Source organism: Paracoccus sigandri (assembly GCF_003709565.1).
In the GTDB taxonomy this organism is placed as follows: domain Bacteria; phylum Pseudomonadota; class Alphaproteobacteria; order Rhodobacterales; family Rhodobacteraceae; genus Paracoccus; species Paracoccus siganidrum.
Genome location: NZ_QNRC01000007.1, coordinates 164171 through 185384, shown reverse-complemented (window position 1 = coordinate 185384; position 21214 = coordinate 164171). Strand labels below are relative to the sequence as shown.

Here is a 21214-nt window from a genome sequence, read left to right as displayed (position 1 = left end):
ACGATAACCCGGCGCCGCGTTCCCCGGCGCCGATAACATCCGCGTCATGGGGCGGGCCGTGCCGCCGGCGCGGCTTCAGGCCCGCTTAAGATGGTCGCGGAAGATGGCGGCGGCGCGGCCCCAGGGTCCGTCCCCGATCCTGTCCAGCCGCTGCAGCACCGGCAGCAGCTGGGCGGCATAGTCCAACGAACTTTCGCGGGGCAGCATCGAGGGCAGGTTGTCGATCGCCATCACGTCCAGCACCGGATCCTCCGCCACGCGCAGCGCCGGTTCCTGCCATGTCGTCGTGCGGTCATAGACCTTGATCGGGGAAAAATCGCTGGTCGGATCACAGGCGACATCGCCAATGACGCTCAAGGCGCGGCCCGGCGCCACGGCCTCGGACGGCACGAAGACCGGCACGCCGGGCCCGGCCAGGATCGCGTTGACGAAGATTTCATGCGCCAGCACCTCGGGGAAGGGGCCGCCATGGGCGGTCTCGGCCAGGTCCCAGCGGGTGACGCGCAAGCCCATCGCGCTCAGCAGGTCCGAGGCGCCGGTGCCGACCCGGCCCTTCGCGCCGATGACGATGGCGCGGGGGCGCGGGCGGCCGGTGGCGTCCAGCCGGGCGCGCAGGTCGGCGGTCAGCGCGTCGCGATCCGGCCAGGCATGGACCGGCGGGCAGATCCCGCCCGACTGCTGCGCCGCCCAGCATTGCAGCGACACCGCGGCGCCCGCATAGCCCGCCCAATAGCCGAAGGCGGCAAGGCGGCGGCCGTCCTCGTCCAGCAGGTATTCCAGGTCGTAGAGCGCGCCGCCCCCGGCCTTGAAGCGGCGCAGCAGCGCCTGCCCGGCGGGCTGGCCCTTGAAGGCGTGGCCGAACATGACGTGGCGATGGCGCAGGGGCGTGCCGTCCTCGGGCAGCTCCTTCAGGCCGAAGACGATCGCGTCATCGGGGGCGGTGGTCCAGCTGCCCTCGGGCGCGATGGCGGCGCCGGTCGCGCGATAGGCATCGGTGGGGATGATCCGGCGCGGGCTGTCCTCGACCGTGACCCGGAAGCCCTGCTTCTGCAGCGCGGCCACGCCCTCGGGGGTGATGCCCGCCCGGTCCTCGTTCGGGCGGCTTTCGGCCCTTACCCACAGATGCGTCATCGCCGTCTCCGCTGTTGTCGGCTCCGTTCTAGGCCGGCGCCCGAAAGCCCGCAAGCGCGCGGAACCGTCGGCCCTTCAGGGCGTTGGACCCCGAGACCAACCTGCCAGCAGGAGGATTTCCCATGCAGATGACCCGTCGAACGGGCCTGACCATCGCCGCGGCGGCGCTTGGCGCCAGCGCCCTGCCGCGATGGGCCGCCGCCCAGAGTGCCGCCACCGCCCATCGCCATGCCGTCGAGGGCGGAGAGGTGGTGATCCATCCGGTCGATCACGCCTCGATGCTGATCGAGACGCCGGGCGGCGCCATCCTTGTCGATCCGGTCGGCGGCGCGGCGAAATACGCGAACCTGCCGCAGCCGCAGCTGATCCTGATCACCCATGAACATGGCGACCATTTCGACCTGCCGACGCTGGAGGCGCTGCCCGCCGTGCGGCTGATCGCCAATGCCTCGGTGGGCGTGAAGCTGCCGCCCGAGATGCAGGAACGCGCCACGCAGATGGCCAATGGCGAGGCGGTCGAGGTGCTGGGCATCCGCATCGAGGCGATCCCGGCCTACAACATCTCGGAGGACCGGCTGCAATATCACCCGCGCGGCCGCGACAACGGCTATGTGCTGACCATCGGCGGCAGCCGCTTCCTGATCGCCGGCGATACCGAGGACACGCCCGAGCTGCGCGCGCTGGAGGACATCCACGCCGCCTTCCTGCCGATGAACCTGCCCTATACGATGACGGTCGAGCAGGCCGCCGATGCGGTGGGCGAATTCCAGCCCCGGATCGTCTATCCCTATCACCACCGCGGCAGCGACCTGGCCGAATTCGCCCGGCTGGTGGCCGAGGCCAGCCCCGAGACGCAGGTGGTCATCGCCAACTGGTATCCCGAGGGCGAATAGCGCGTCAGAACGGGACCGGCGCCCGGAAGGTCATCTGCACGCCGCTGTCGGGATGTTTCACCCGCAGGCTTTCGGCGTGCAGCATCAGGCGCGGATGCGCGGCCGCCGCGCCGCTGGCATAAAGCGGATCGCCCAGGATCGGGTGGCCGGTTTCCGCCATGTGGACGCGCAGCTGGTGGCTGCGGCCGGTCAGCGGGAACAGCCGCACGCGGGTCTCGTCCTCGCCCGCGCGGATCACCTTCCAGTCGGTCTGCGCGGCGCGGCCTTCCTGATGGTCGACCTTCTGGCGCGGCCGGTTCGGCCAGTCCACGATCAGCGGCAGATCGACGCGGCCGGTCGTCGGCTGCAGCCGGCCGGCCACCCGCGCGACATAGGCCTTCCTGACGCGCCGCTCCTCGAACTGGCGGGCGAGGCTGCGCTGCGCGTGGGGCGTCAGGCCGAAGATGATGACGCCCGAGGTGTCCAGATCCAGCCGGTGGACCAGAAGCACGGTCGGAAAGGGGCCGCGCAGCCGCTCGATCAGGCAATCGGCCTTGTCGGGACCGCGCCCCGGCACCGAGAGCAGGCCCGAGGGCTTGTCCACCACCAGGATCTCGTGATCGGCATGGAGGATCTCGGGCGCCTCGGGCGGCGGGGCATAGGTGAAGGCGGTGGCGCTCATCTGGCGACCAGCCGGACGGCCAGCCCGGCGAACATGACCGCCGCGATCCGGTTCACCAGCCCCAGGCGGCGGCCGATGACCTGCCCGGCATGGCCCGCGACGACGCCGTAGCCCATCGTCACCAGCGTGCCGGTCAGCGCGAAGATCAGCCCCAGGCCCAGCACCTGCTGCCAGACCGGCCCCCAGACGGGATTGGTGAATTGCGGCAGGAAGGCCAGCAGGAACAGCACCGGCTTGGGGTTCAGCGCATTGGACAGGAAGCCGCGCCGGACGATGTTCCACGGCCGGGCGCTGCCGCGGGCCGAAGGGTCCACCGGCCCCGCCGTCCAGCTTTTCCAGGCCAGCCACAGAAGATAGGCCGCGCCGGCATATTTGACCGCGCGCAGCGCCTCGGGATGGGCGGCGACCACCGCGCCAAGCCCGACCGTCGCCATGGCCAGGTGCATCAGCACCCCCAGCCCGACGCCCAGCCCCGCGAAGGCGCCGGCGCGCGGGCCGCCCTGGATGCCGCAGGCGGTGGCGAAGAACACGTCCTGGCCGGGCGCGAAGTTCAGCACCAGCCCGCCGATGAGGAAGGCGGTCAGCTGCGGCAGCGGGATATTTGCCAGCGTCTCCCAGATCATGCTATCGGCTTTCCTGCGCGTATTGCGGCAATCCGTCGGTGATGTCGTAGTAGTCACCCTTGTCGGCCACGTAGATATGCCCGCTGGGGCGCAGGCCGGTCGGCGCGTCCAGCGCGCCCGGCGCGACCTCGGTCCGGTCCGAGCCGATGCGCCGCCAGAACAGCGACGATCCGCAATGCCGGCAGAAGCCGCGCTCGGCCTGCTGGGACGAGCGGAACCAGCGCAGCGCGTCGCGCTCGTCGATGCGCAGCTCCTCGGCCTCGAAGGCCGACCAGTAATGGCCCGACCAGCGTCGGCACTGGCCGCAATGGCAGACATGGAAGGGCTGGTCGGCCGCATGGCCCGCGAAGCGGACCGCGCCGCAGAGGCACTGCCCGGTGAAGTCAGAGCGTTCCGAAGACATCGTCCAGGATCCTCCCCAATCGTTCGGCATCGGTGGCGTTGAAAGCATCGGACTGGTCGCTGTCGATGTCCAGCACCCCGATCAGCCGCCCGCCGGCGCCGACGACCGGCAGCACCAGCTCGGATCGGGTCGAGCTGGCGCAGGCGATATGGCCGGGAAAGGCGTCCACGTCGGGGACGATCTGCGCCTGCCCGCTGCGCGCGGCCGCGCCGCAGACCCCGCGCGAGAAGGGGATAACCAGGCAGCCATGCCCGCCCTGATAGGGGCCGATCTTCAGCATCCGGGGCGCGGTCACGCGGTAGAAGCCGGTCCAGTCGAAGCGGTCGTCGGCATGGTGGATCTCGCAGGCCAGCGTCGCCATCAGCGCGACCTCGTCGGTCTCGCCCTCGGTCAGGGCCCGGATGCGGGCGGCAAGTGCGTCGTAATCGGTCATGCGGCTTCTCTAGCGCGGGCGGCGGCGAAGGTCAGCCAGAAAACCGTTGCCAACCCGGCCGCGACGCGGAAAAAGGGGCACGGATGCGGAACGGAGGTCCCATGCTGGGTTGGTTCGGATTGGACGGTGCCGCCGATGGCGAGGCGGATCGGGTCCTGGCGCGACTGGCCGGGGACCTGGCGGACGAGGGCTTCCGCGTCGCCGGGGCGGTGCAGGTGAATACCGACCTGGGCGCCGATTGCGCCTGCGACATGGACATCCTGGTGATCGGCGAGGAAGGCGCGCCGATCCGCATCTCGCAATCGCTGGGGGCGGGGTCCAGCGGCTGCCGGCTGGATCCGGGCGCGCTGGAGATGGCGGCGGCGCGGGTGGGCCGGCGGCTGGCCGGGGCCGAGATCCTGATCGTGCCGAAATTCGGCCGGCAGGAGGCGGTGGGGCGCGGTTTCCGCACGCTGATCGCCCATGCGGTCGCCGACGGGCTGCCGGTGATGCTGCATGTGCCGCCCGAGCAGCGCGAGGCCTTCGCCGAATTCGCCGCCGGCATGGCCGAGCGGATCGAGCCCGCCGCGCTGGCCGAATGGTGCCGCCGCGCCGCCAGGGCGGCATGAGCGGCGCCGAGATCGATGCCCGCGGGCTGCTGTGCCCGCTGCCGGTGCTGCGGCTGCGCAAGATGCTGCTGCCCCTGCCGCCGGGCAGCCGGCTGCGGCTGGTGGCCACCGACCCGGCGGCGGTGATCGACGTGCCGCATTTCTGCGAGGGCGCCGGGCATCGTCTTGTCGGGATGCGCGATCTGGCGGACGGGGCGCGGGAATTCACCGTCGAAAGGGGGCCTTCCGCCCCCTCGGGCGCAAGCGCCCTCACCCCCGAGGATATTTGAGCCAAGATGAACATGTCCCTTGCCCTGTCGCGCAAGCGCTTTGCCGACCTGACCGAGCAGGAGGTGCTGGCGCTGGCCATATCCTCGGAAGAGGATGACGCGCGGATCTATCGCCACTGGGCGGAATTCCTGCGCAGGGACTATCCGGCGACGGCCGCGGTCTTCGAGGGGGTGGGCGCCGAGGAGGACCGGCACCGGCAATTGCTGATCGAGGCCTATCGGGCGCGCTTCGGCGAGGCGATCCCGGTGATCCGGCGCGAGCATGTGGCGGGCTATTTCGGCCGCCGCCCGGCATGGATGATGCGGAACCTGTCGCTGGAGGCGATCCGCCGGGAAGCCGCGCTGATGGAGCATGACGCGGCCGAATTCTATGCCCGCGCGGCGCAGCGGACCACCGATGCGGGCACGCGCAGGCTGCTGGGCGACCTGGCCGCCGCCGAGCGCGGGCACGAGGCGCGCGCCGACCGGCTGGAGGCCGAGCACCTGACCGCCGCCGCGCGCGCCGAGGAGGATGCCGTGGCCCGGCGCGGTTTCGTGCTGACCTGGGTGCAGCCGGGGCTGGCGGGGCTGATGGACGGCTCGGTCTCGACCCTGGCGCCGATCTTCGCGACCGCCTTCGCCACGCAGGATCCCTGGACGACCTTCCTGGTCGGGCTGGCCGCCAGCCTGGGCGCCGGGATCAGCATGGGTTTCACCGAGGCGGCCTCCGACGACGGGGTGGTCTCGGGGCGCGGATCGCCCTTCAAGCGGGGCATCGCCTCGGGGGTGATGACGGCGGTGGGCGGGCTTGGCCATGCGCTGCCCTATCTGATCCCGCATTTCTGGACCGCCACGACCATCGCCTTCGTCGTCGTCTTCATCGAGCTGTGGGCGATCGCCTGGATCCAGAAGCGCTGGATGCAGACGCCGTTCTGGCGCGCGACCTTGCAAGTGGTCGTGGGCGGTGGTTTGGTCCTGGCCGTGGGGGTGCTGATCGGATCGGGCTGACCCCGCCCCTGGGGGAGATGATGCGCGCCGACGGAACCCTGGCCTGATGTGGCCGATCTTTCTGAAGACCCTGCCCTTCTTCGGGCTGATCGGGCTGGGCTGGCTGGCCGCGCGGACGCGTTTCTTCCCGCAGGAGGCCGCCGCCTGGCTGACGAAATTCGTCTTCTATTTCGCGCTGTCGGCGATGCTGTTCCGCTTCGCCGCCGGGCTGGACCTGGCGCGGCTGTTCGACCGCCGCTTCGTGATGGCCTATCTGGCGGGCTCGGTCCTGGTCTGGGTCCTGGGGCTTGTCGCGGCCCGCGCGCGCGGGCTTCCGCTGCCCGAGGCCGCGATGGAGGCGCAATGCTGCATGATCGGCAATACCGGCTTTCTGGGCGTGCCGATGCTGGTCGTGCTGCTGGGCGAGCGCGCCGTCGGCCCGGTGCTGATGGTGCTGACCATCGACATGCTGGTGTTCTCGACGCTGATCACGCTGATCGTCCATGCCTCGCGCCGGGGCGGGCTGCGCATGGCCAGCCTGCTGGGCGTATTGGGCGGGATCGTCGCCAACCCGATGATCGTCTCGATGCTGGCCGGGCTGGCCTGGGCCTGGGCGCGGCTGCCGATGCCGCAGCCGCTGGACGAGTTCCTGGCGCTGCTGGGCGCGGCCGCGACGCCCGGCGCGCTGTTCGCCATCGGCGCCAGCCTGGCCGGGCGCAAGGTGCAGCGGCTGGCGGCCTCGGTCTGGCTCAGCTTTGCCAAGCTGGTGCTGCATCCGCTGGCCGTGGGGGTGGCGGCGCTGTTCGTCTTCGGCGTCCAACCCTTCGCCGCCGGGGTGATGATCGCCGCCGCCGCGCTGCCGGTGGCGGGCAATGTCTATATCCTGGCGCAACATTTCGGGGTGGCGCAGCAGCGGGTCTCGACCGCGATCCTGATTTCCACGGCGGGCAGCATCGTGACCGTCCCGGTGGTCATGCTGCTGATCGGACAGGGATGACCATACAGGAGGAAGACATGCTGGAAGATCTGAAACATCCGCTGATCCAGGCGCCGATGGCGGGCGTCTCCACGCCCGCGCTGGCGGCGGCGGTCTGCGAGGCCGGGGGCCTGGGCTTCGTGGCGCTTGGCGCGCTGGACGCGACGGGGGCGCGGGCCGCGATCGAGCAGACCCGCGCGCTGACCGGCCGGCCCTTCGGCGTGAACCTGTTCTGCCACGCCCCCGCCCGGCGCGACCATCTGCGCGAGGGCCGCTGGCTGGCGCGGCTGGCGCCCGAATTCGCCCGCCACGGGGCCACCCCGCCCGAGGCGCTGCACGAGATCTATCAGAGCTTTCGCGTGAACGAGGCCATGCTGGCGCTGCTGCTGGATGCCCGCCCGGCCTTCGTCAGCTTCCATTTCGGCCTGCCCAATCCCCAGCAGATCGCCGCCCTGCGCGACACCGGCGCGCGGCTTCTGGCCACGGCCACCAGCGAGGCCGAGGGGCAGGCGATCCTGGATGCCGGGCTGGACGGGATCGTCGCGCAGGGCTGGCAGGCGGGCGGGCATCGCGGCATCTTCGACCCCGACGCCCCGGACGAGCGGCTGGAGACCCTGCCGCTGCTGGGCCGGCTGCGGCCGCTTGGCCTGCCGCTGATCGCCGCCGGAGGGATCATGACGCGCGAGGATGCCCGCGCCGCGACCCGCGCGGGCGCCGTGGCGGTGCAATGCGGCACCGCCTTCCTGCGCGCGCCCGAGGCCGCCAACCCCGCCGCCCATCGCGAGGCACTGTCGTCGGGGCGCACGGTGATGACGCGGGCGATCTCGGGGCGGGCGGCGCGTTGCGTCGAAAACCTGTTCACCGCCATCGACGGCGAGGAGGCGCCCGATTACCCGGTGGCCTATGACGCGGGCAAGGCGCTGAACGCCGCCGCCTTGGCGCAGGGCGAGACCGGCTATGGCGCCTTCTGGGCCGGGACCGGCGCGGCCCAGGCCGTGGCGCGGCCCGCCGCCGAAACCGTGGCCGCGATCAGCCCGTGACGAACTCTGCCCGCGCGTAGCCCTGCAGATAGAGCAGCGCGGTCAGGTCGCCGTGATTGATGCGGATCCTGGCCTGCGCCGCCACCGCGGGCTTGGCGTGAAGCGCGACGCCGGTGCCGGCCAGGTGCAGCATGTCGAGGTCGTTCGCGCCGTCGCCGACCGCGATGACCTGCTCCGGCGTCACCCCGCGCGCGGCGGCGATCTCGCGCAGCGCCTGGACCTTCGCCTCGCGGCCCAGCACCGGCAGCGCGACATGGCCGGTCAGCACGCCGTCATCGGCCAGCAGGTTGTTGGCGCGGTGTTCGTCGAAGCCCAGGATCCGCGCCACCGGCCCGGTGAAGGCGGTGAACCCGCCCGAGACCAGCGCCGCATAGCCGCCATTGGCGCGCATCGTCGCCACCAGCTCGCGCCCGCCCGGCGCCATGGTGATGCGGGTGGCCAGGACCTCGGCGATGACCGATTCGCGAAGCCCGGCCAGCAGGCCGACGCGTTCGACCAGCGCCTCGTGGAAGTTCAGCTCTCCGTTCATGGCGCGGGCGGTGATGGCGGCCACGCGCGGCCCGACGCCGGCCATGTCGGCCAGTTCGTCGATGCATTCCTGTTCGATCATGGTCGAATCCATGTCGGCCAGCAGGATCGACTTGCGCCGCCCCGCCTCGGGCTGCAGGACGAGGTCGATGCCGATCACCTGCAGGTCGGACCAGACCTGTTCGGCATCGTCGGGCAGCCGGGTAATGCGGAATTCGCCCGCCATCTGCGGCTCCAGCCAGCGCCGCCCGCTGCCGTCCCAGGCCTTCTCCAGCCCCTCCAGCAGCGATTCCTCGACATGCGAACGGCCGGGCGCGGCGATGAGCGAGACGATGAACATGAGGGTGCCTTCTTGCTGCGGGGACGCGCCGGGCCATACGCGAAACTTTTCCCTTGCGCCAGAGCGGGACGCGGATGTATGTCCCGCAGCGGGACACCCTTCCCCAACGAAGGGCTTTTAGCTGGAAGGCTGAGCTACATGACCGATCACCCGAACCCGGCCGCGCGGCCGGTGAATCCGCGTTTTTCCTCTGGCCCCTGTGCCAAGATCCCCCATTACAATCTGGACCTGCTGGCGGATGCTCCGCTTGGCCGCTCGCATCGTGCCGCCATCGGCAAGGCGAAGCTGGCCGAGGCGATCGAGCTGACCCGCGAGGTCCTGGGCGTGCCCGAAGGCTATCGCATCGGCATCGTTCCCGGCTCGGACACGGGCGCGGTCGAGATGGCGATGTGGACCATGCTGGGCGCGCGTCCCGTGGAAATGCTGGCCTGGGAAAGCTTCGGCGAAGGCTGGGTCACGGATGCGGTCAAGCAGCTGAAGCTGGACGCGACGGTGCGCAAGGCCGATTACGGCAGGATCGTCGATTTCGGCGAGGTCGATTTCGACAGCGATGTGGTCTTCACCTGGAACGGCACGACCTCGGGCGTGCGGGTGCCGAATGGCGATGCGATCCCGGCGGACCGGCAGGGGCTGACCATCTGCGACGCGACCAGCGCCGCCTTCGCGATGGAACTGCCTTTCGACAAGCTGGATGTTGTGACCTTCAGCTGGCAGAAGGTGCTGGGTGGCGAGGGCGCGCATGGGATGCTGATCCTGTCGCCCCGCGCGGTCGAGCGGCTGGAGAGCTATGTGCCGGATCGTCCGCTGCCGAAGATTTTCCGGCTGACCAAGGGCGGCAAGCTGATCGAGGGCATCTTCAAGGGCGAGACGATCAACACGCCCTCGATGCTGGCGGTCGAGGATTACCTGGTGGCGCTGAAATGGGCGCAATCGCTTGGCGGGTTGCCGGCGCTGATCGCGCGCTGCGAGGCGAATGCGGCGGCGGTGCGTGATTTCATCGCCGACAAGGACTGGATCGCCGACCTGGCCGAGGATCCGGCGACGGGCTCGACCACCTCGGTCTGCCTGAAATTCACCGATCCGGCGATCCGGGACGGCGCGGCTTTCGCCAAGGCGGTCGCCAAGCGGCTGGAGAAGGAAGGCGTGGCGCTGGATGCCGGCGCCTATCGCGACGCGCCGCCGGGCCTGCGGATCTGGTGCGGATCCACGGTCGAGGCCGGCGATGTCGCGGCGCTGATGCCCTGGATCGAATGGGCCTATCGCGCGGAACTGGCCGCGCAGGAGTGATGGGCGAAGGCCGGGGGGCTGTCTGCCCCCCGGACCCCCCGAGGATATTTTCACCAAGATGAAATGCATCCGCGAGGCTTGGCCCGGATGCGGCAGACAAGGAAGAATGACATGCCGAAGGTTCTCGTGTCCGACAAGCTGTCGGAAACCGCCGTCCAGATCTTTCGCGATCGCGGCGTCGAGGTGGACTACCTGCCCGACCTGGGCAAGGACAAGGAAAAGCTGGCCGAGGTGATCGGGCAATATGACGGGCTGGCGATCCGGTCCGCGACCAAAGTGACCGAGAAGCTGCTGGAGAAGGCGACGCGGCTGAAAGTGGTGGGCCGGGCCGGGATCGGGGTCGACAATGTCGACATCCCGGCGGCCAGCAAGAAGGGCGTGATCGTGATGAACACGCCCTTCGGCAACAGCGTGACGACCGCCGAACATGCCATCGCGATGATGTTCGCGGTCGCCCGGCAGCTGCCCGAGGCCAGCGTCTCGACCCATGCCGGCAGGTGGGAGAAGAACCGCTTCATGGGGGTGGAGCTGTTCAACAAGACGCTTGGCGTCGTGGGGGCCGGCAATATCGGCTCGATCGTGATCGACCGGGCGCTGGGGCTGCACATGAAGGTGCTGGCCTATGATCCCTTCCTGTCCGAGGACCGCGCCCGCGAGATCGGCGTCACCAAGGTCGAGTTCGAGGACCTGCTGGGCCGCGCCGATTTCATCACCTTCCACGTGCCGCTGACCGACAAGACCCGCAACATCCTGTCGCGCGAGGCCATCGCGAAGCTGAAGCCCGGCGTGCGGATCATCAACTGCGCCCGCGGCGGGCTGGTCGACGAGGAGGCCCTGGCCGAGGCGCTGAAGGACGGCCGCGTCGCCGGCGCCGCCTTCGACGTCTTCGCGGTCGAGCCGGCCACGGAAAGCCCGCTGTTCAACCTGCCCAACGTGGTGGTGACGCCGCATCTGGGCGCCTCGACCACCGAGGCGCAGGAGAACGTGGCCCTGCAGGTGGCCGAGCAGATGTCGGACTATCTGCTGACCGGGGCGGTGCAGAACGCGCTGAACATGCCCTCGGTCACCGCCGAGGAGGCCGCGGTGATGGGCCCCTGGATCAAGCTGGCCGGCCATCTGGGCGCCTTCGTGGGCCAGATGACCGACGAGCCGATCAAGGCGATCAACGTGCTTTACGACGGCGTGGTCGCCGAGATGAACCTGAACGCGCTGAACGCCTCGGTGATCGCGGGGGTGATGCAGGCCACCAACCCGGACGTGAACATGGTCTCGGCCCCGGTCATCGCGAAGGAGCGCGGCGTCCAGGTCTCGACCACGCGGCAGGACAAGGCCGGGGTCTTCGAGGGCTATATCAAGCTGACCGTGGTCACCGACACGCGCGAGCGGTCGATCGCCGGGACGGTCTTCAGCGACGGCAAGCCGCGCTTCATCCAGATCCGCGGCATCAATATCGATGCCGAGGTGGGCGAACACATGCTCTATACCCGCAACAAGGACGTGCCGGGCGTGATCGGCGCGCTGGGGGGCACGCTTGGCGACCTGGGCGTGAACATCGCGAACTTCACCCTGGGCCGCTCGGCCGCGGGGGACGATGCCATCGCGATCCTGTATCTGGACGACGCGATCAGCGACGAGGCCTTGGCGGCGCTGCAGAATACCGGCAAGTTCATCCAGGCGCGGCGCCTGAAATTCGAGATCTGACGCAGCGCCGCGCGCCGGGGCGGCCGGCGCGCGGATCACCATGGGGAAGCGGGGATGCGGCTTTACGCGATCGGCGACATTCACGGCCAGCTGGACCAGCTGCACGCCGCGCATGAGCGGGTGTTCCGCGATGGCGGCCGGGATGCGCTGATCGTCCATGTCGGCGACCTGATCGATCGCGGGCCGGACTCGCGCGGCGTCGTGGATTACCTGATGACGGGGCGGGACGACGGCCGGAACTGGGTCGTCACCCGCGGCAATCACGACCGCTTCCTGCCGAAATTCCTTGCCGATCCGGGCTGGATCGATCCCGGCCTGTCCAATCTGCTGGGATGGGTGCGGCATCCGGGGCTGGGGGCGGCGGCGACGCTGGCCTCCTACGGGCTGGACCCGGAACTGCCCGAGGCACGGCTGCATGCCGAGGCGCTGCGCGCCGTGCCCCCCGGCCACGCCCGCTTCCTGGCCGGGCTGCCGCTGTGGTTCCTGCATCCGCTGGCGCTGGTCGTCCATGCCGGGATCCGGCCCGGCGTGGACCTGCAGGACCAGGCCGAGGACGACCTGGTCTGGATCCGCAAGCCCTTCCTGGAAAGCCGCGCGGCGCATGGGCCGCTGGTCGTCCACGGCCATACCGCGCTGAGCCGTCCCACCCATCACGGCAACCGGCTGAACATCGACGGCGGCGCGGGGCATGGCCGGCCGCTGGCGGCGGTCGTCATCGAGCCGGGGGCGGTCCATCTTCTGACCGACGGGGGGCGCCAGCCCCTGCTGCCCGAGTGATGCCGATGCGCCCGTTCCTGTCCGCCGCCCTGCTGGTCGCCTTGCTGCCCGGCCTGCCCGCCAGGGGCGAGGAGGTCGGCAGGATCGGCGTCGACTGGGTCGGCAACGACATCATCGTCGAGGCGATCCAGGACCCCAAGATCGGCGGCGTGACCTGCCACCTGGCCTATTTCGAACGCTCGCTGCTGGACCGGCTGAGCCAGGGCAACTGGTTCGAGGATCCCTCGAACAGCGCCATCGAATGTTCGCGCACCGGGCCGATCGACATCGGCGCGATCCGGGTCGGGCGCGGGGGCGAGACGGTGTTCAGCGAGGGGCGGTCGCTGATCTTCAAGTCGCTGCGGGTGCGCCGGATCTATGACGCGGAAAACCGGGTCCTGGTCTATGTGGCCCATGCCAACGAGCTGGCCGAGGGATCGGCCAAGATGGCGATCTCGACCGTCGGGCTGAGCGAGGCCGAGGCGGCGACCGCCCCGGCCGAATAGCGGGATCCGGGCGCATATGCTCCGAAATGTGGCAAATGCCGCGGATCCGGTGGACAGAATCGTTGCACGGGATTAGAAGGCCTGTCAGCCCGGCATTCCGCCGTCACAGTCATGGAAGTCTCAAGCATGCAGTGTGAAAGCCGCAGCGCGAAATACAGCCTGGGTCAGGTCGTCCGCCACCGGCACCGGCCCTTCCGCGGCGTCATCTTCGATGTCGATCCGCAATTCGCCAATACGCAGGAATGGTACGATTCCATCCCCGAGGATTCGCGGCCCGCGAAGGACCAGCCCTTCTATCATCTCTATGCCGAGACCGAGGCGACCTATTACGTCGCCTATGTCTCGGAGCAGAACCTGGTTCCCGATTCCTCGGGCGAACCGCTGGACCATCCCGACGTGGTCGAGCATTTCGGCGATTTCGAGGACGGGCGCTATCCGCTGCAGGGCCAGCTGAACTGAACGGCGCCCGATCCGGCAGCGCCTGGCCGCTGCCTGCGGCGGGCTTGCCTGGGCGCGATCCTTGCGCCGGTTCCCGCTCCTGCCGGCACGATGCGCATCCTTCATGCCCGCATGGGCCGCGCCGTCGCGGGGCTAGAGCGGGCGGGCTTCCTCGCTGAAGGGGACGCTGAAGGCCAGGTAGTTGCGCTGATCCTCGCGGAAATAGCACAGCGCCTGGGTCAGGTCCTGGATCAGGTACCAGCCCCAGCCGCCTTCCGGCAGTTCCGGCTGGGTCAGCGACGGCAAGCAGCGCGGCTGCAGGCAGTCGTCGGGCAGCGAGGCGCCGTCATCGGTGATCGCGCAGCACAGGCCCGAGACATGGCGCACGATCGAGATGTGGATCGACGGCGCCCGGCGGGGATCGTCCTCGACCGAGATGCCGGCGCCATGTTCGGTGACGTTGTTCATCACCTCGGCCAGCACCAGCTCCAGCCGCGCCAGCGTGTCCTCGCCGACCTCGGCGGCGAAGCGGCGGCGGATGTCGCCAAGCGTGTCGCGCACCGCCGCCGGATGGGCGGGAAGCACGCGGTTGAACATCGGCTGGGTGCGGGCGGCGATGCGGCCCTTGGTGTCGGCATTCTGCCGTCTGGTCGAGGTCATGATGTCTGCTCCTCTGGGGGATCGGTGGGACGGATATCGAAAACGGAATCCATGCGCGTCAGGCGGAAGACGCGCTCGACATTCGGCGTCAGCCCGCGCAGGATCAGCGGCCGGTCCTCGCCCATTGCCTTGCGCACCGCGATCATCGCGCCCAGGCCCGAGCTGTCCAGGAAATCCACCGCCTGCATGTCGATGATCACCGGCTTGCGGTGGCCGCCGATCAGGCGCCGCATGCTGTCCTTGAACCGCGTCGCGACCGCGGCATCGATGCGCGCCTCGTCGACGACGATCACCAGTTCCTCGGTCGTTGCCGCGCTGCTGAGACGCATCAGCCGTTCCTTTCATGTCGCATTCCCGCCCCCTGCTTAGCCGCCAATGGTTACCATCGGGTAAGCGGCACCCGGCCCGGATAGCGAAAATTCGACCGATCGCGCGGCCCGGACCTGCCCGAAAAAGCGGCAAAGCCGCCCATCGGCGCGCCCGCACCCCCCGGCCGGGGGGCGAAACTGCGGAACTTTCGCGCAAAGCCCCGTGTTGCCCTGTGGACACGGTCGCGGCAGTTTCCGATCATCGGTCAGCGAGAACACCCGCCAAGGGGCATGGTAGCGAGGGGGATGGTGAGCCACTACAACGAGATGTACGAGCATGACCGCGTCCGCGAGCCCTATGCCAGGCTGCGCGAATGGGTCGACACGATGCCCGACGATTTCCGGCAGATGAAGCAGGCCGAGGCCGAGGCCCTGTTCCGCCGCATCGGCATCACCTTCGCCGTCTATGGCGAGGGCGGCGATCCCGACCGGCTGATCCCCTTCGACATGATGCCCCGCGTCTTCGAGCAGGCCGAGTGGCGCAAGCTGGAACGCGGCATCAAGCAGCGCGCCCGCGCGCTGAACGCCTTTTTGCGCGACGTCTATGGCCGGGCCGAGATCGTGCGCGCCGGGCGCGTCCCCGCCAGGCTGGTGTTCCGCAACGAGGCCTATGAGAAATCGGTGGTCGGCGTTGTGCCGCCGCGCGGCGTCTATTCCCACATCATCGGCATCGACCTCGTGCGCACCGGCAAGGACGAATTCTACGTGCTGGAGGACAATTGCCGCACGCCCTCGGGCGTCAGCTACATGCTGGAAAACCGCGAGATCATGATGCGGATGTTCCCGCAGCTGTTCCGCCAGAACCGGATCGAGCCGGTGGACCAGTATCCCGAACTGCTGCGCCGCACGCTGGAATCGGTAGCGCCGGCGAAATGCGACGACCGGCCGACCTGCGTGATCCTGACGCCGGGCCATTTCAACAGCGCCTATTACGAACACAGCTTCCTGGCCAACCTGATGGGGGTCGAGCTGGTCGAGGGCCAGGACCTGTTCGTGGACGGCGAATTCGTCTACATGCGCACCACGCAGGGGCCGCAGCGGGTCGACGTGATCTATCGCCGGATCGACGATCCCTTCCTCGATCCGCTGTGCTTCCGCCCCGATTCCATGCTGGGCGTGCCGGGGCTGATGGATGTCTACCGCTCGGGCGGGGTCAGCATCTGCTCGGCGCCCGGCGCGGGCGTGGCCGACGACAAGGCGATCTATACCTTCGTGCCGGAAATGATCCGCTTCTATCTGGGCGAGGAGCCGCTGCTGAACAATGTCCAGACATGGACCCTGTGGAAGGACGAGGATTACCGCCATGTCATGGCCAACCTGCCCGACCTGGTGGTGAAGGAGGTCCATGGCTCGGGCGGCTACGGGATGCTGGTCGGGCCGAAATCCACGAAGGAAGAGATCGAGAGCTTCCGCAAGAAGATCGAGGCCGATCCGGCGAATTACATCGCCCAGCCGACGCTGTCGCTGTCCACCTGCCCGACCTTCGTGGAACAGGGCATCGCGCCGCGCCATGTGGACCTGCGGCCCTTCTGCCTGTGCGGCGACCGGATCGAGCTGGTGCCGGGCGGGCTGACCCGCGTGGCGCTGCGCGAGGGCAGCCTTGTCGTGAACTCGTCGCAGGGCGGGGGCGTCAAGGACACCTGGGTCCTGTCGGAATAGGGAGGGACAGAAGATGCTCAGCCGCACCGCCTCCAACCTGTTCTGGATGGGCCGCCACCTGGAACGTGCCGAAACCGCCGCGCGCCTGCTGGACGTGGGCCAGCGCATCACCCTGCTGCCCAATACCGAGCTGGGCTATCAGAACGAGTGGAACTCGCTTCTGCAGGCCTCGGGCACCTCGATGATCTTCGCCGAGAAATACGGCGAGGCCACGCAGGAGAAGATCGCGGAATTCATCTTCTTCGACCGCGAGAACCCGTCCTCGGTCGTGTCCTGCATCGAGAAGGCCCGCGAGGCCGGCCGGATCGTGCGCACCGCGCTGACCAGCCAGGTCTGGGACGCGTTGAACGTGGCCTATCAGGAGCTGCGCAAGATCGAGCGCACGCCGCGCGCGCGCATCGACGCGGCCTCGCTGACGGATTTCACCACCGCCCATACCTCGACCGTGCGCGGGGCGATCAACGCCACGCAACTGCGCAACGACGGCTGGCATTTCATGAACCTGGGCTATGGGCTGGAGCGCGCCGACGCCACCGCCCGGCTGCTGGACGTGAAATATTTCGTGCTGCTGCCGCGGATCGAATTCGTCGGCTCGGGGCTGGACAGCTATCAGTGGCAGGTGATCCTGCGCGCGCTTTCGGCGCATCGGGCCTATCACTGGGCTTACGGCGGCGACATCACCGCCGGGCGGGTGGCGGATTTCCTGATCCTGAACGGGGAAAACCCGCGCTCGCTGATCACCTCGCTCTATGAATCGGTCTGGCAGCTGGAGGGGATCGCCAAGCGCTATGGCGACACCGTGCCCACCAATGCCCGCGACAAGGCGCGCGAGGTGCTGGCCACCTTGCAGAACCACGATATCGACATGATCTTCGACGAGGGCCTGCACGAGTTCCTGTCCTGGTTCATCCGCGAGATCGGCACGATCTCGAACCTGGTGCATCAGGACTATCTGCTGGGGAGTGCCTAGGCGATGAAGCTGCGCATCTCGCATGAGACGGTCTATGGCTATGACCACCCGATCCGCAACCTGGTCCAGAGCCTGCGGCTGACGCCCTCGGTCTTCGAGGGGCAGAAGACCCATGAATGGCTGATCGAGGTCTCGGGGGGCATCCGCGGACCGGGCTTTCGCGACGGCGCGGGCGACTGGATCGAGGGCTGGACCGTGCGCGGGCCGACAGATGAGGTCAGCGTGCGCATCTCGGGCCGGATCGAGACCCGCGACACTGCGGGCGTGCTGCGCGGCCATCGCGAGATCATCCATCCGACGACCTATCTGCGCGACACCAAGGCCACGCGGGCCGACAAGGGGCTGGAGGCGCTGGCAGCCGGGGTAAGCGAGGCGGCGGATACGCTGGACCTGGCGCATCGGCTGTCGGCGGCGGTGGGCGAGGCCATCGCCTATCGCCCCGGCGTGACCGAGATGCACACCACCGCCGCCGAGGCGCTGGCCCTGGGCGAGGGCGTCTGCCAGGACCACGCCCATGCGCTGGTCGCGGTGGCGCGGCTGCGCGAGTTGCCGGCGCGCTATGTCTCGGGCTATCTGCATTCGACCATCGACGGCGAGTCGCATGACGCCGCCCATGCCTGGGCCGAGATCCATGTCGAAGGGCTGGGCTGGGTCGGCTTCGACGCGGCCAACCGCTGCTGCCCGGACGAGCGCTATGTGCGGCTGGGATCGGGGCTGGACGCGGTGGATGCGGCGCCGATCCGCGGCGTCGCCATGGGCAACGGCGCCGAGCGGCTGGACGTCGCGGTGCAGGTCGAGGAAATCGCGCAGTAGCGGGCGGCGCGGCGCCGTCACGGCGCCGGCATTGCGTCCCGCGAGCGCCGGGGGACTTCACGTCCCCCGGACCCCCTGTGAGGTATTTTCAAGGAGTGCGAGGGGCGGGGTCAGAGGTTGAAGACCCGTTCGGGCTGGACCGTGCCGCCCTGGTAGCGGCCGATGCAGACCGGGCCCTGGGCGTCCGAGACCCAGACCGTCTCGCCCCATTCGGCCGTGCCGGTCACCTCGCCCGGATTGCCGTTGCGGATCCGGCGGGCGCCGTCCGGGGTGGCGCGCAGCATCGGCATGTCTTCGAGCGCGGCCTCCAACGGCAGGAGCCGGCTTTCCAGCCAGTCCTGCGACTCGCGGTCGATGCGGTCGAAGGGCACGGCGTCCTCGGCCTCGAAGGGGCCGGACCAGGTGCGGCGCAGATGGGCGACATGGCCGAGCGTGCCCAGCTCGCGGCCCAGGTCGCGGGCGATCGAGCGCACGTAGCCGCCCTTGCCGCAGACCATTTCCAGCCGCGCGCTGTCCGGGTCCGCCTGGATCAGCGTCAAGCTGTCGACCCAGAGCGGGCGGGCGGCCAGGTCCAGCGCCTCGCCCTCGCGCGCCAGGTCATAGGCGCGCTCGCCGTCGACCTTGACGGCGGAAAAGGCCGGCGGGACCTGCATGATCTGGCCGGTGAAACCCGGCAGCGCGGCGCGGAGCTGATCGGCCGTGGGGCGGGCGGGGCTTTCGCGCAGCACCTGGCCCGAGGCGTCGTCGGTCGTCGTCTCGGCCCCCCAGTTGACGGTGAAATCATAGCATTTCAGCGCGTCGGCGATATGGCTGACGGTCTTGGTCGCCTCGCCCAGAGCGACGGCCAGCACGCCGGTCGCATCGGGGTCCAGCGTGCCGGCATGGCCGGCCTTTTTCGCGTCCAGCGCCCAACGCACCTTGGCCACCACCGCGGTCGAGGTGACGCCCGCCGGCTTGTCCACGATCAGCCAGCCGTTGATGTCGCGGCCCTTCTTGCGTGCCATGAAAACCTCTGAGAAATCGAAGGCGGCGGGATAGCGGGCGGGGCGCCGCCCGTCAACCGTTCCCGTCAACCGTTCCCGGCGCGCGGCAAGCCTAGCCGGTGCTGTCCACCAGCCCGATGATCGGGCCCATGCTGCGGCCGAAATCGGCGCGGTTGACCGAGGGCGCATAGAGCCGCGAGATCGAGCCGTCGAAATAGAGCGCGTCGCGCACGCCCAGCCCGTCGCGGAACAGCCGCCCGAATTCGTGGAAGGTCACCGCCCGGTCGGAGATCACGAACCATGCAGTCTGCCCGTCGGGCGAGACGCCGACGCCGTTGCGGATATAGCGGCTGTCGGAATCGACCAGGAAGCGCGGATGCAGGTCGCCGTCGATCACCAGCATCGGGCCCGATTGCGTGGCCAGGCGGCAATCGGGGCGGGCCTGGGCGAAGGCGCGGCTCTCGATCACCTGGAAGGGGCGCGCGCCGCCGGTGCAGAAGACGCCGTTGGGCAACATGCCGAAATTGTCGTTGCTGCCGCCGGTGACGATGGGCGACAGCTCGTCCCCGTCGATGACCAGCAGGCCGACGGGGCGATAGTCGGGATGGAACATCCCGGCATTCATCGCGAAGCTCAGCGCCTCGCCCTGGGCCAGCTGGCGGCGGATATTGTTGAAATTGTTCAGGGGGCGGCCGTCCGGGCCGTCCTGCCACAGGCGAAGGGCGGGTTCCGCCTCAGCCTCGACCTGGCAGACCACATAGCGCTGGCCGTCATGTTCCATCCGGCCGCAGCTGTCGGCGGCGGCCGGGATCGCCATCGCGACCAGCATTCCCAGCGCGACGCCCAGCCGCCGCTGCAGCCTAGCCCTCATCGTCGTCCTCGGGTGCATCGACATCGCGGCGCACGCGTTCGTCGGCGAACATGCGGCGGGTGTCGTCCATGCGGTCGAAGGTCTCGTCCAGCTGGAAGCGCAGCTGCGGCGCGTATTTCAGCGTCAGCCCCTTGGCGACCAGGTGGCGCAGTTCGGCGGCGTTGCGGCGCAGGGCGGCCAGCGCCTCCTCGGCGCCCTGGCCGCCAAGCGGCAGCACGAAGGCGGTCGCCACCTTCAGGTCGGGCGAGGTGCGCACCTCGCCCACGGTGATCGAATGCCGGTTCAGGTCGGGGTCATGGACGTCGCCGCGCAGAAGCACGTCCGACAGCGTGCGGCGGATCAGCTCGCCCACGCGCAGCTGGCGTTGCGAGGGGCCTTGTCCATGTGAGAAGCGGTTCTGTGCCATGCGTCCCGATGTAGGGGGTCGCGGCCCGCGCCGCAACGGGATAAGAGGCAGGAAACCAAGGGGGAAGAGCGATGAGTGACTTGGCGCAGACGGAAGTGGTGGAAAAACCGGGCATCGTCGTGACGGGCGCGTCCGGGCGGATGGGGCAGATGCTGATCCGGCTGCTGCTGGACAGCGACGAGGCGCGGCTGGTCGGCGCGCTGGAGCGGCCCGGCCATGGCTGGGTCGGCAGGGATATCGGCGAGGCGATGGGCGGCCGGCCGGCGGGGGTCGCGGTCAGCGACGACCCGGTCCCGGTGATCGCGGCGGCGCAGGCGGTGATCGACTTCACCAGCCCGGTGGCGACCCTGGCCTATGCCGAGCTGACCGCGCAGGCGCGGGCCGTCCATGTGATCGGCACCACCGGCTTCGACGAGGAAGACCTGCACCAGCTGACCGCCGCCGCGCGCCATGCCCCGATCATCCGCGCCGGCAACATGAGCCTTGGCGTCAACCTGCTGGTCGGGCTGACCCGCAAGGTCGCGGCGGCCCTGGGCGAGGAATGGGACATCGAGGTGGTCGAGGCCCATCACCGCCATAAGGTCGACGCGCCTTCGGGCACGGCGCTGATGCTGGGCGAGGCGGCGGCGGAAGGCCGGGGCGCCACGCTTGGCGAATTGCGCAGCCCGGCCCGCGACGGCATCACCGAGGCGCGCTCGACCGGCAGCATCGGCTTTGCGGCGATTCGCGGCGGCGACATCGTGGGCGAGCATGACGTGATCTTCGCCGGGCAGGGCGAAAGGCTGGTGCTGCGCCACGTCGCCACCGACCGCGCGATCTTCGCCCGCGGCGCGATCCGCGCGGCGCTGTGGGGGCAGGACAAGGGCCCCGGCGAATATGACATGCACGACGTGCTGGGCCTGAACTGAGCCCAGCCGCCGCGCCG

At 69.5% G+C, this 21214-nt stretch carries 26 protein-coding genes; 15 read left to right on the top strand and 11 right to left on the bottom strand.

The annotated features are described in order from the left end of the window. Window positions 1-75 precede the first annotated feature (75 nt). Entirely contained in the window at window positions 76-1131 is a 1056-nt protein-coding gene (locus C9E82_RS08825) for a saccharopine dehydrogenase (RefSeq protein WP_119900527.1), read from the bottom strand. A gap of 122 nt (window positions 1132-1253) precedes the next feature. Between C9E82_RS08825 and C9E82_RS08820 the strand changes: the two genes are divergently transcribed. Next, window positions 1254-2024: an MBL fold metallo-hydrolase gene (locus tag C9E82_RS08820; protein WP_119900528.1), complete on the top strand. Its 771-nt coding sequence runs from the start codon at window positions 1254-1256 to the stop codon at window positions 2022-2024. A 4-nt stretch (window positions 2025-2028) separates the two neighbouring features. Here C9E82_RS08820 and C9E82_RS08815 read toward each other — a convergent pair whose 3' ends face one another. The 4 genes from C9E82_RS08815 to C9E82_RS08800 are packed head-to-tail and all read right to left on the bottom strand — an operon-like array spanning window position 2029 to window position 4144. Beyond that, window positions 2029-2685, bottom strand: a complete 657-nt coding sequence (locus C9E82_RS08815; protein ID WP_119900529.1) for a pseudouridine synthase — start codon at window positions 2683-2685, stop codon at window positions 2029-2031. Next, on the bottom strand, window positions 2682-3308 hold the full coding sequence (locus C9E82_RS08810) for a LysE family translocator (protein ID WP_119900530.1): 627 nt from the start codon (window positions 3306-3308) through the stop codon (window positions 2682-2684). Before C9E82_RS08810 ends, C9E82_RS08815 begins: the two co-directional genes overlap by 4 nt. A 1-nt stretch (window position 3309) precedes the next feature. Continuing rightward, window positions 3310-3711 carry a GFA family protein gene (locus C9E82_RS08805; RefSeq protein ID WP_119900531.1) on the bottom strand — a complete coding sequence of 134 codons (402 nt, stop codon included), beginning with the start codon at window positions 3709-3711 and terminating at the stop codon, window positions 3310-3312. Beyond that, window positions 3692-4144, bottom strand: coding sequence for a GAF domain-containing protein (locus C9E82_RS08800; RefSeq protein ID WP_119900532.1), 453 nt, complete (start codon window positions 4142-4144; stop codon window positions 3692-3694). Before C9E82_RS08800 ends, C9E82_RS08805 begins: the two co-directional genes overlap by 20 nt. A 101-nt stretch (window positions 4145-4245) precedes the next feature. Here C9E82_RS08800 and C9E82_RS08795 point away from each other — a divergent pair, with 101 nt between their 5' ends. The 5 genes from C9E82_RS08795 to C9E82_RS08775 are packed head-to-tail and all read left to right on the top strand — an operon-like array spanning window position 4246 to window position 8003. Beyond that, window positions 4246-4752, top strand: a complete 507-nt coding sequence (locus C9E82_RS08795) for a DUF2478 domain-containing protein (protein ID WP_119900533.1) — start codon at window positions 4246-4248, stop codon at window positions 4750-4752. Next, on the top strand, window positions 4722-5021 hold the full coding sequence (locus tag C9E82_RS08790; RefSeq protein ID WP_119900534.1) for a sulfurtransferase TusA family protein: 300 nt from the start codon (window positions 4722-4724) through the stop codon (window positions 5019-5021). Before C9E82_RS08795 ends, C9E82_RS08790 begins: the two co-directional genes overlap by 31 nt. 12 nt (window positions 5022-5033) lie before the next feature. After that, entirely contained in the window at window positions 5034-6008 is a 975-nt protein-coding gene (gene mbfA / locus C9E82_RS08785; RefSeq protein ID WP_119900540.1) for an iron exporter MbfA, read from the top strand. Between the two features lie 46 nt (window positions 6009-6054). After that, window positions 6055-6984, top strand: coding sequence for an AEC family transporter (locus C9E82_RS08780; protein WP_119900535.1), 930 nt, complete (start codon window positions 6055-6057; stop codon window positions 6982-6984). A gap of 17 nt (window positions 6985-7001) precedes the next feature. Beyond that, entirely contained in the window at window positions 7002-8003 is a 1002-nt protein-coding gene (locus tag C9E82_RS08775; protein WP_205962225.1) for an NAD(P)H-dependent flavin oxidoreductase, read from the top strand. Here the strand turns inward: C9E82_RS08775 and serB are convergent. Then, on the bottom strand, window positions 7993-8871 hold the full coding sequence (serB, locus tag C9E82_RS08770; protein ID WP_119900537.1) for a phosphoserine phosphatase SerB: 879 nt from the start codon (window positions 8869-8871) through the stop codon (window positions 7993-7995). The two genes, C9E82_RS08775 and serB, sit on opposite strands and share 11 nt — an antisense overlap. Window positions 8872-9009: 138 nt before the next feature. Between serB and C9E82_RS08765 the strand changes: the two genes are divergently transcribed. The 5 genes from C9E82_RS08765 (at window position 9010) to hspQ (ending at window position 13580) form a co-directional block, all read left to right on the top strand. Next, the gene (locus C9E82_RS08765) at window positions 9010-10158 is read left to right on the top strand and encodes a phosphoserine transaminase (RefSeq protein ID WP_119900538.1); all 1149 of its coding nucleotides are present in this window, start codon (window positions 9010-9012) and stop codon (window positions 10156-10158) included. Between the two features lie 111 nt (window positions 10159-10269). Beyond that, window positions 10270-11859, top strand: a complete 1590-nt coding sequence (gene serA / locus C9E82_RS08760; protein ID WP_119898471.1) for a phosphoglycerate dehydrogenase — start codon at window positions 10270-10272, stop codon at window positions 11857-11859. Window positions 11860-11913: 54 nt separating this feature from the next. Next, window positions 11914-12636 (top strand): metallophosphoesterase, encoded by a 723-nt coding sequence (locus tag C9E82_RS08755; RefSeq protein WP_119898472.1) that lies wholly within the window; start codon window positions 11914-11916, stop codon window positions 12634-12636. Window positions 12637-12641: 5 nt separating this feature from the next. Further along, entirely contained in the window at window positions 12642-13121 is a 480-nt protein-coding gene (locus C9E82_RS08750) for a CreA family protein (RefSeq protein ID WP_119898497.1), read from the top strand. Between the two features lie 126 nt (window positions 13122-13247). Continuing rightward, complete coding sequence (hspQ, locus tag C9E82_RS08745) at window positions 13248-13580, top strand: heat shock protein HspQ (protein WP_119898498.1); 333 nt, start codon at window positions 13248-13250, stop codon at window positions 13578-13580. A gap of 132 nt (window positions 13581-13712) precedes the next feature. On the opposite strand, the gene C9E82_RS08740 is transcribed toward hspQ, so the two are convergent. Then, the gene (locus C9E82_RS08740) at window positions 13713-14219 is read right to left on the bottom strand and encodes an ATP-binding protein (protein ID WP_119898473.1); all 507 of its coding nucleotides are present in this window, start codon (window positions 14217-14219) and stop codon (window positions 13713-13715) included. Continuing rightward, on the bottom strand, window positions 14216-14548 hold the full coding sequence (locus C9E82_RS08735; RefSeq protein ID WP_119898474.1) for an STAS domain-containing protein: 333 nt from the start codon (window positions 14546-14548) through the stop codon (window positions 14216-14218). The genes C9E82_RS08740 and C9E82_RS08735 overlap by 4 nt, the downstream gene beginning before the upstream one ends. A gap of 285 nt (window positions 14549-14833) precedes the next feature. On the opposite strand from C9E82_RS08735, the gene C9E82_RS08730 reads away from it, so the two are divergent. The 3 genes from C9E82_RS08730 to C9E82_RS08720 are packed head-to-tail and all read left to right on the top strand — an operon-like array spanning window position 14834 to window position 18029. Continuing rightward, the gene (locus C9E82_RS08730; protein WP_119898475.1) at window positions 14834-16246 is read left to right on the top strand and encodes a circularly permuted type 2 ATP-grasp protein; all 1413 of its coding nucleotides are present in this window, start codon (window positions 14834-14836) and stop codon (window positions 16244-16246) included. 13 nt (window positions 16247-16259) lie between these two features. After that, the gene (locus tag C9E82_RS08725; protein WP_119898476.1) at window positions 16260-17216 is read left to right on the top strand and encodes an alpha-E domain-containing protein; all 957 of its coding nucleotides are present in this window, start codon (window positions 16260-16262) and stop codon (window positions 17214-17216) included. 3 nt (window positions 17217-17219) lie between these two features. Continuing rightward, window positions 17220-18029, top strand: a complete 810-nt coding sequence (locus tag C9E82_RS08720) for a transglutaminase family protein (protein WP_119898477.1) — start codon at window positions 17220-17222, stop codon at window positions 18027-18029. A 110-nt stretch (window positions 18030-18139) separates the two neighbouring features. On the opposite strand, the gene truB is transcribed toward C9E82_RS08720, so the two are convergent. From truB to rbfA, 3 genes are all read right to left on the bottom strand, one after another. Then, entirely contained in the window at window positions 18140-19033 is an 894-nt protein-coding gene (gene truB / locus C9E82_RS08715; RefSeq protein ID WP_119898499.1) for a tRNA pseudouridine(55) synthase TruB, read from the bottom strand. 91 nt (window positions 19034-19124) lie between these two features. Beyond that, on the bottom strand, window positions 19125-19883 hold the full coding sequence (locus C9E82_RS08710) for a phosphodiester glycosidase family protein (RefSeq protein WP_119898478.1): 759 nt from the start codon (window positions 19881-19883) through the stop codon (window positions 19125-19127). Further along, on the bottom strand, window positions 19873-20289 hold the full coding sequence (gene rbfA / locus C9E82_RS08705; protein WP_119898479.1) for a 30S ribosome-binding factor RbfA: 417 nt from the start codon (window positions 20287-20289) through the stop codon (window positions 19873-19875). The genes C9E82_RS08710 and rbfA overlap by 11 nt, the downstream gene beginning before the upstream one ends. Window positions 20290-20384: 95 nt before the next feature. On the opposite strand from rbfA, the gene dapB reads away from it, so the two are divergent. After that, window positions 20385-21197 (top strand): 4-hydroxy-tetrahydrodipicolinate reductase, encoded by an 813-nt coding sequence (gene dapB / locus C9E82_RS08700; RefSeq protein WP_420849831.1) that lies wholly within the window; start codon window positions 20385-20387, stop codon window positions 21195-21197. Window positions 21198-21214 lie beyond the last annotated feature (17 nt).